Consider the following 7,998-nt stretch of genomic DNA (forward strand, 5'->3'; position numbering starts at 1 on the left):
TTTGTGTTAGATTGCTGAACCTCGAAATGAACTCGTAGTCAAAACTGAACGACATGGCAGCAGAGCGTCTGCGGCTAGATAAAAAATGTGGCAAGGATTTTTTTAATGGTACCTGGTAAAAAACTGATATTCGGATTGTTTGCACTGGCGTTGAGCCATGCCGTTCTAGCAGACCCACAGCCTTTGGACCGGATTGCGGTACAGGTGAATGATGGGGTGATTCTGGAAAGTGAAATTCAGAACATGCTCCAGCAAGTACAAAGCGATGCGCTGAAAAATAAGCAAGAGCTACCGTCTTCGGAAGCGTTGCGTCGCCAAGTCATTGAACGCCTAATTTTGACCCGTTTGCAGATGCAAACTGCTGATCGTATTGGTCTGCATGTCGGCGATCTGCAACTGGATGAAACCATCGCTAACATTGCTAAACAGCAAAATATGACCGTACAACAGCTGCAAGCGCAAGTGGAAGCTGATGGCGAAAGCTTTAGCCATTATCGTGAGCAGTTACGCCAAGATGTCACCCTCGGTGAAATCCAACGTATTCAAGTACAACGTCGTATCCAAGTTTCGCCACAAGAGATCAGCCACTTAGTTAAACTGATCCAAGAGCAGGGCTTGAAAGATGTTGAATTCCAAATCGGCCACATCCTTATCGATGTGCCTGAAAACGCCACCACAGAACAACTGGACTCAGCGCGTAATCGCGCCGAAACTGTGCTGAAGCGTCTGAATGACGGTGCAGATTTCCGCACAACAGCGATTGCAGCGTCCTCGGGCCCGAAAGCACTTGAAGGTGGTATTTGGGACTACATGAACATCAACGAAATGCCAACCCTGTTTGCTGAAGTGGTCAATGGTGCCAAAAAAGGTGACATCATTGGCCCCATCAAGAGTGGTGCAGGCTTCCACATCATTAAAGTGATGGATGCTCGCGGTCTTGAAACACAAGAAATCAAAGAAGTTAAAGCGCGCCATATTCTCCTGAAACCATCACCAATTCTGTCAGAAGAACGTGCTAAAGCCATGCTGCAAGAGTTCTTGAAAAAAATCCGCAGCGGTGATGCTAAATTTGAAGACCTTGCACGCCAATATTCAGAAGACGAAGGTTCAGCTGCCAAAGGTGGAGAACTGGGTTGGTCACAAACTGATGTGTATGTACCGGCTTTTAAAGACACCTTAGACAATATGAAAGTAGGCGAAATCAGTGAACCATTCCGCTCTACTTTTGGTTGGCACATCATTGAGTTGGAAGATACTCGTATGACAGATGCTACCGAACAATTTAATACTAACCGCGCTCATCAGTTGATTTTCAGAAGAAAGTTCAACGAAGAGTTGCAAGCCTGGCTCGACGAAATGCGCGCAAGTGCCTACATTGAAGTCTTTGAGCCTGCGCCTATCAGAGGTTAATCAGTTTGACTACCAAACGTATCGCGATTACCGCCGGTGAGCCTGCCGGTATTGGACCAGAGCTAGTGGTACAGCTAGCTCAACACGACTGGCCCGTAGAGTTAGTTGTCTGCGCCGATCCGTCGCTACTGCAAGCCCGCGCCAGAATGCTTGGCCTGACGCTGCAACTGCGCCCGTATCAGCCGTCCATGCCGCCTAAGCCACAAGAAGCAGGTTCTCTTACCATCGTGCCATTTAGTATGGCGGTGGAATCGCGCTGCGGAGTGTTAGACGAGCAGAACAGCAACTATGTTGTCGACACGCTGGCATATGCGGGTGAAAAGAATATCAGTGGTGAATTTGACGCTGTAGTTACGGGGCCAGTCCACAAAGGGATTATCAACCAAGCGGGTATTCCCTTCTCTGGTCATACCGAGTTTTTTGCTCATCAAGCTGGCTGCAAAGATGTGGTGATGTTGCTGTCTTGCCCTAAATTGCAAGTCGCGTTAGTTACCACTCATATTCCGCTGGCTTATGTGTCTAAAGCCATCACCCGTGAGCGTTTGCATCAAGTGATTCGTATTCTGCACCATGATTTGGTGTCGCGTTTCGCCATTGAGCAACCTAAGATTTACGTGTGCGGCCTTAATCCTCACGCGGGTGAAAATGGCCATCTTGGTCGCGAAGAACTCGATGTCATGATCCCTGCGTTAGATGAACTCCGTGCAGAAGGTCTGAGTTTGATTGGCCCACTACCTGCCGACACCTTATTCCAGCCAAAATATCTTGAAGATGCTGACGTGGTGCTATCTATGTATCACGATCAGGGGCTACCCGTGCTAAAATCCATGGGTTTTGGCCAAGCGGTAAACATTACCCTCGGTCTTCCTTACATAAGAACGTCGGTCGATCACGGTACCGCACTAGACCTCGCTGGCACAGGCACAGCAGATCTGGGCAGCTTTACTTGTGCATTGAATAAAGCCATTGAGCTAGCGACTAAGAACTGATTTAGATTGAGAGTTAATGAGCAATAAAGTCCATCTTGGCCACACGGCCAGAAAACGCTTCGGTCAGAACTTCCTAACTGACGACAATATCATCAGCCGTATTGTGGGTGCGATTTCGCCAGATAATGATCATGTCATGGTAGAGATAGGCCCCGGTTTGGCCGCATTGACAGAACCGGTGGCCGAGTCTATCGACAAGTTGACGGTAGTAGAGCTGGACCGCGATCTGGTTGAGCGTCTAAAGCAACATCCCGTATTGAAAGACAAACTGGAAATTCACCAAGGCGATGCACTGCAATTTGATTTTCGTCAGCTAATACAACCTGGCAAAAAGTTAAAGGTGTTCGGTAACCTGCCGTATAACATCTCTACACCTCTGATGTTCCACCTGTTTGAATATGCTGAACATATTGCTAGCATGCATTTTATGCTGCAAAAAGAGGTGGTGTTACGTCTGTCTGCAACGCCGGGAAGCAAAGCCTATGGCCGCTTAACCGTGATGGCACAGTACTACTGCCAAGTGATTCCAGTGCTGGAAGTACCGCCAGAAAGCTTTACACCACCGCCTAAAGTGGACTCAGCTGTGGTACGTTTAGTGCCCTATGCCAAACCGCCATATCCAGCGGATGACATTAAGCAGTTGCAGCATGTCACCAGCACCGCCTTTAACATGCGTCGTAAAACACTGCGTAATAACCTCAAGGGCTTATTCAGTGATGAAGAGTTTACCCAACTGGATATCGACGCCAGCCAGAGGCCAGAGCAGATCAGCGTGGCACAATATGTCGCACTGGCCAACCTGCTAACCAGTAAAAACGCTTAACAGCATTGGCCGCAATCATTGCGGCCATTTTGATCATGGGAGAGATATGAGCAACGAAGATAGCGCCATTAAAGTCCAAGTTGAAACCAAGTATCTGGATGATCAATCATCACCACAACAGCATCGCTACCTCTTTAGCTACACTATCACTATCGTCAACTTGAGTGACCAAGCGGTAACACTTAAGACTCGCCACTGGGTCATTACCGACGCCAACGGCAAAATCAGTGAAGTACAAGGTGAAGGTGTGGTCGGCGAAACGCCGCGTATAAAACCGAACGAAGCTTACCGTTACTCAAGTGGTACCGTGCTGGACACCGCGGTGGGCGTCATGCATGGTAAGTATCAGATGGTCGACGATAATGGCGAACCATTTGATGTACAGATCGCCCCTTTTCGTCTCGCTGTACCCGGTATTATTCACTAGGAGTTGTTTTGGCTAATTATTTTGTTGGCGATATTCAAGGTTGCTTCACCGAGCTACAGCTACTGCTTGATAGCGTTGCATTTAACCCAGCCAAAGATGTATTGTGGGCCGTGGGGGACTTAGTTGCACGAGGCCCTGATTCATTGGCTACGCTGCGCTTTTTTAAAAAGTTAGATAATGCCGGCCGCGTGGTGCTGGGCAACCATGACCTCAACTTGCTAGCAATTCATGCAGGTGTTCGCCGCGTAAAAAACTCCGATAAGCTCACCAAGCTATTGGCGGCAAAAGACATCAACCCATTGATCGATTGGTTAAGACAACAACCGCTACTGCAACAACTCCCAGAGCATAACATTGTGATGACCCATGCAGGTGTACCACCACAATGGGACGTAGCAACAGCGCAGCAAGAAGCAGATATAGTCTCCATCGCGCTGCAACGGCCGGACTATGTACCAGAAGTGCTGCAAAAAATGTATACCAACGAGCCAGAAGGCTGGAATGAGCAACTGAGTGGCTTTAGCAGATTGCGATATTGCATCAACGCTTTAACCAGAATGCGCTATCTTTATTCTGACGGACGGCTGGATTTTTCATGTAAGTTACCACCGGCCCAGAGCACCCGTGCAGACCTCAAACCTTGGTATAACTTTCCTTCCAACAGTCAAGGCACCACCAAAGTGTTTGGTCACTGGGCGGCGCTGATGGGACAGTCGACCAAGCGAGAGTTTATGCCGCTAGATACCGGGTGCTGTTGGGGAGAATTTATGACCATGTGGCATCTGGAAGCTGATCAGTTTATCACCCAGAATGCGATCAAATAGCATGTAGCTCATAAGCCGCTCCGTATTTGCCAAGCCGTGCTCGACTGACAACTATTACGGAGTCGCTTATGAAGCTCAACGTTTCCACCCGCATAATCGCTGGATTTGCCACACTGACCATTTTGCTATTGTTATTAGGCATTGTTAATTGGCTGAGTAACCAATCACTCAAAACTACTACCGCTATTACCCAGCAACTCACTATTCCCACCTTAACTAGCACAACTCGCCTGAGCGCCACCCTTGGCGAGGCACAACGCATACTGCTAGTGGGTTACTATAACGATAGTGTTTCACTCATGCCGGACATCCTCAAGCAGTATGCCGAAGAGCAAGCCCTCTTTAATCAAGAAATCCAAACGCTAACAACCTTAGTACAGCAACAGCCTAAGGTGATGGAGAATCTGCAAAGCCTCAAGCAGCAATACCAGCAATTCAGTGAGATAAGCAACCGACTGCTGAACGACCGCAAACAGATACTTGATACGCAAGAGTCGCTTGTTAAACAGCAGCGCCAGTTAGAACGTGAGCTAGATGAAGAGCTTGGCACCACAATCATGACTCTCACGGACCTAGAACTTAGTGATGATCTTGCCGAACAACAAGCCGCAAAAACAGCCAGTGTCATCGACAATAATCTCAGCAAGATGATGACCAGTGTCTACGATATGGTACTGGTCACGGAACAAGGCAAATTTGAACTGCTGATCAACGAGCTTAGCTACATCGCCAATAACGTTATAGAAACCGTCAACCGACTGCAGCAACAAGCAACAACCAACGGACCTGCAAGCGCGCCTAACCTCACCAAATTCAAGCAAGCGATTCAGACATTCACCTTGCAAATTAATGGTGAACAATCGATACAAGCCCAAAAAGCCGCGCAACTAAAACTCACACAAAATGCGGCTAACATACTCAGCGAAACCGCCGAGCTTAAAAAGACCATGGTGGCGAAAATGAAGCAGCTCTCTGAGGAGCTTAAACAGCTGTCGGAACAGCTTAACGCCCAAGCCATGGCTAAGATAGATAACTCAGCCTTAAACACGTTAATCGTCGTTCTAATTGCTATTATCGTTGCCATCGGTGTCGCAGTGGCCGTTATCGTGCCGTTAAAACGTTCGCTGAATAACATCAACTCGGCCCTAACTGTCATTGCCGGCGGTGATCTCACGCATAAGCTCAACGACATCGGAGAAGATGAGCTTGCCGACGTTGCCAAAAACTGCAACACGCTCATTAACAGCCTACGGGATGTCATCAGTAGCATCATTGATCGCTCAAGCCTGCTCACCCGTACAGCAGAGCAAACCTCGCAAGTCACCGACAATGCGGTAGGCCATATCCAGCAGCAAAAGCAACAGATCGTACAAGCTGCGGCAGCAACCGACCAACTGGAATCTAGCGCAACCCAAGTATCAGACAGTGCTGATAGCGCACTGATGCAAATCCAACTCGCCAGTGAACAAACGCAAAGCATGACCAATGTCATGGAGCAGAACCAACAAACCATTTTGGTCTTAGCCCAAGAGGTTATCAAAGCGACCGAAGTAATTGATTCGCTACACCAAAATACCAACGCCATCGACTCAATTCTCGAGGTAATTCGAGGGGTAGCCGAGCAAACCAATTTGCTGGCACTCAATGCCGCCATTGAAGCGGCACGTGCTGGCGAGCAAGGACGAGGTTTTGCCGTGGTCGCCGATGAAGTACGTAATCTTGCCTCACGCACACAAGAGTCCACTAACGAGATCCGCCAAATGATTGAGATGCTGCAACAAGGCGCCCTACAGGCCGTGAAAGTCATGTCGCAAGGACAGCAGCAAGCGCAAGCATGTGTTGAGACCACGGCGACCACACAAGACGCTCTACGTGCCATCACCGAAGCTGTGCAGCAGGCGCATCAAGCAGGTTCACAGATTGCGGCAGCCGCGCAAGAACAACGCCGAGTCAGCAACCAGATCTCCACTATGCTTAGCGATATAAGCCAACTGTCCGATGAAACCACCGCTGGGGCGAGTAAAACTGCTGACTCAAGTAACGAAGTGGCACAACTGGCTGAAGCACTACAAGCATCAGTGAGACAGTTTAGGATTTAGGGTTGCGGGTTGCGGGTTGCGGGTTGCGGGTTGCGGGTTGCGGGTTGCGGGTTGCGGGTTGCGGGTTGCGGGTTGCGGTAGCATTTGACCAAAGGCAACTGCGAATGTAAACCGCAATACGGCGTTCTAATCGAAACTATTTTTATATAGTCTGCATTAGTTAGTAAGCCTAAATAGAGCAACTTAAAAAGTTTATTGAAAAGAATGCTATCAAGCAGGATGGTGGATGCTTAATTGCTGAAGATATCAGAGTTTATATCTGTAACGACCTGCATGTGAGCTATCGTTTGGCCAATGTGTACCGCTTACTCCATGCGCTTAATTTTAGTTGGATAATCAGGCGTTCAAAATACCTATGGCAATCTGATGAAGCTCAAGAGGCTTTTAACAAACTTCCTGAGGGAACGATACTTCACATCCCTAGTCATCTTCCACTTGAGCGCGTTGATGGGTGGTTTCAAGCCGAAGCGAGATTTGATCAACGAGACCAACGACAAGACTTTGGGCAAAGCCGGGCTGTCGTCCCCGTGTCGTCAAACAGCAGCCATTTGATTATGGGTATCTGCTTGGGGCGGTGTGCCCAAGTCGTGGTAAAACGGAAACATTGATTACGCTGTTGGTAAACAAAGATGCCATGATGCTTCACCTTGAATTGATATCATTGGCCACCGAGAGCGACCAGCATGCAGTGATCATCGTTGATGGCTATGGATACAGCAATGCTTTTTTTCAATCTCGAGTATTCTATTGCTACGAGCAAATTGTTGACCAAGCATCCCGATGCCTAGAATACCTTCATTGAAGGTACTAGCACTACAGAGATGGTGGAAACAGGTTAGGATTTAGGCTTACGGCTTACGGCTTACGGCTTACGGCTTACGGCTTACGGCTTACGGCTTACGGCTTACGGCTTACGGCTTACGGCTTTGCAAACTAATATCCATCTTCGAGCCAAATCAACAAATATTAAAAAGCAAAAAGGCCACCCGCTTGGGTGGCCTCTTTGACTAATTAGGCGCTTGGCGATGACCTACTCTCACATGGGGAAGCCCCACACTACCATCGGCGCGATTGTGTTTCACTTCTGAGTTCGGGATGGGATCAGGTGGGACCACAATGCTATTGTCACCAGACAAATTCTTTTTTGTTCTCGCCTTCTGGCAAAAACAATAATTCGGAAAGCTGTTGCTTGTAGTTTGTTTGAAATGGTGGTCGCTACTGGGTTCGAACCAGTGACCCCCTCCTTGTAAGGGAGGTGCTCTCCCAGCTGAGCTAAGCGACCCCTTTTCAAATTATGTTAAGCTGTGTTCTCATACTTCTAATCAAGTATTTCTCTATTCTATCAAGGTCATAAAACCCATCGGGGTTGTATGGTTAAGCCGCACGAGTCATTAGTACAGGTTAGCTAAACGCGTCACAACGCTTA

Annotated in this window: 7 protein-coding genes, 1 tRNA gene and 1 rRNA gene; 7 read left to right on the forward strand and 2 right to left on the reverse strand. The window is 48.2% G+C overall.

Going from position 1 to position 7,998, the window contains the following annotated elements:
* Positions 1-105 precede the first annotated feature (105 nt).
* The 7 genes from surA to ACN0TT_RS01225 all read left to right on the forward strand — a co-directional run bounded on the left by surA (position 106) and on the right by ACN0TT_RS01225 (position 7,180).
* Positions 106-1,410 (forward strand): peptidylprolyl isomerase SurA, encoded by a 1,305-nt coding sequence (gene surA, locus ACN0TT_RS01195; protein ID WP_417760319.1) that lies wholly within the window; start codon positions 106-108, stop codon positions 1,408-1,410.
* A 5-nt stretch (positions 1,411-1,415) separates the two neighbouring features.
* Positions 1,416-2,399: a 4-hydroxythreonine-4-phosphate dehydrogenase PdxA gene (pdxA, locus tag ACN0TT_RS01200; RefSeq protein WP_417760320.1), complete on the forward strand. Its 984-nt coding sequence runs from the start codon at positions 1,416-1,418 to the stop codon at positions 2,397-2,399.
* A gap of 16 nt (positions 2,400-2,415) precedes the next feature.
* Positions 2,416-3,222: a 16S rRNA (adenine(1518)-N(6)/adenine(1519)-N(6))-dimethyltransferase RsmA gene (gene rsmA, locus ACN0TT_RS01205; protein WP_417760321.1), complete on the forward strand. Its 807-nt coding sequence runs from the start codon at positions 2,416-2,418 to the stop codon at positions 3,220-3,222.
* A gap of 46 nt (positions 3,223-3,268) precedes the next feature.
* Positions 3,269-3,649, forward strand: a complete 381-nt coding sequence (gene apaG / locus ACN0TT_RS01210; protein ID WP_417760322.1) for a Co2+/Mg2+ efflux protein ApaG — start codon at positions 3,269-3,271, stop codon at positions 3,647-3,649.
* 8 nt (positions 3,650-3,657) lie between these two features.
* A complete protein-coding gene (locus tag ACN0TT_RS01215) occupies positions 3,658-4,473 on the forward strand; it encodes a symmetrical bis(5'-nucleosyl)-tetraphosphatase (RefSeq protein ID WP_417760323.1) in 816 nt (271 codons plus the stop codon).
* Positions 4,474-4,541: 68 nt separating this feature from the next.
* On the forward strand, positions 4,542-6,572 hold the full coding sequence (locus ACN0TT_RS01220; protein WP_417760324.1) for a methyl-accepting chemotaxis protein: 2,031 nt from the start codon (positions 4,542-4,544) through the stop codon (positions 6,570-6,572).
* 233 nt (positions 6,573-6,805) lie between these two features.
* Positions 6,806-7,180: a winged helix-turn-helix domain-containing protein gene (locus tag ACN0TT_RS01225; RefSeq protein ID WP_417760330.1), complete on the forward strand. Its 375-nt coding sequence runs from the start codon at positions 6,806-6,808 to the stop codon at positions 7,178-7,180.
* Positions 7,181-7,589: 409 nt separating this feature from the next.
* On the opposite strand, the gene rrf is transcribed toward ACN0TT_RS01225, so the two are convergent.
* Positions 7,590-7,705 (reverse strand): 5S ribosomal RNA (gene rrf / locus ACN0TT_RS01230).
* Between the two features lie 73 nt (positions 7,706-7,778).
* Positions 7,779-7,854: transfer RNA gene (locus ACN0TT_RS01235), tRNA-Val, on the reverse strand.
* Between the last annotated feature and the right edge of the window lie 144 nt (positions 7,855-7,998).

It is taken from the genome of Shewanella sp. (assembly GCF_048265805.1).
Classification (GTDB): Bacteria; Pseudomonadota; Gammaproteobacteria; order Enterobacterales; family Shewanellaceae; genus Shewanella.

What these genes read in the sequence shown, in the direction of transcription:
- surA (WP_417760319.1), top strand. Translation starts at nt 106, where the DNA reads ATGGTACCTGGTAAAAAACTGATATTCGGATTGTTTGCACTGGCGTTG.
- rsmA (WP_417760321.1), top strand. Translation starts at nt 2,416, where the DNA reads ATGAGCAATAAAGTCCATCTTGGCCACACGGCCAGAAAACGCTTCGGT.
- apaG (WP_417760322.1), top strand. Translation starts at nt 3,269, where the DNA reads ATGAGCAACGAAGATAGCGCCATTAAAGTCCAAGTTGAAACCAAGTAT.
- ACN0TT_RS01220 (WP_417760324.1), top strand. Translation starts at nt 4,542, where the DNA reads ATGAAGCTCAACGTTTCCACCCGCATAATCGCTGGATTTGCCACACTG.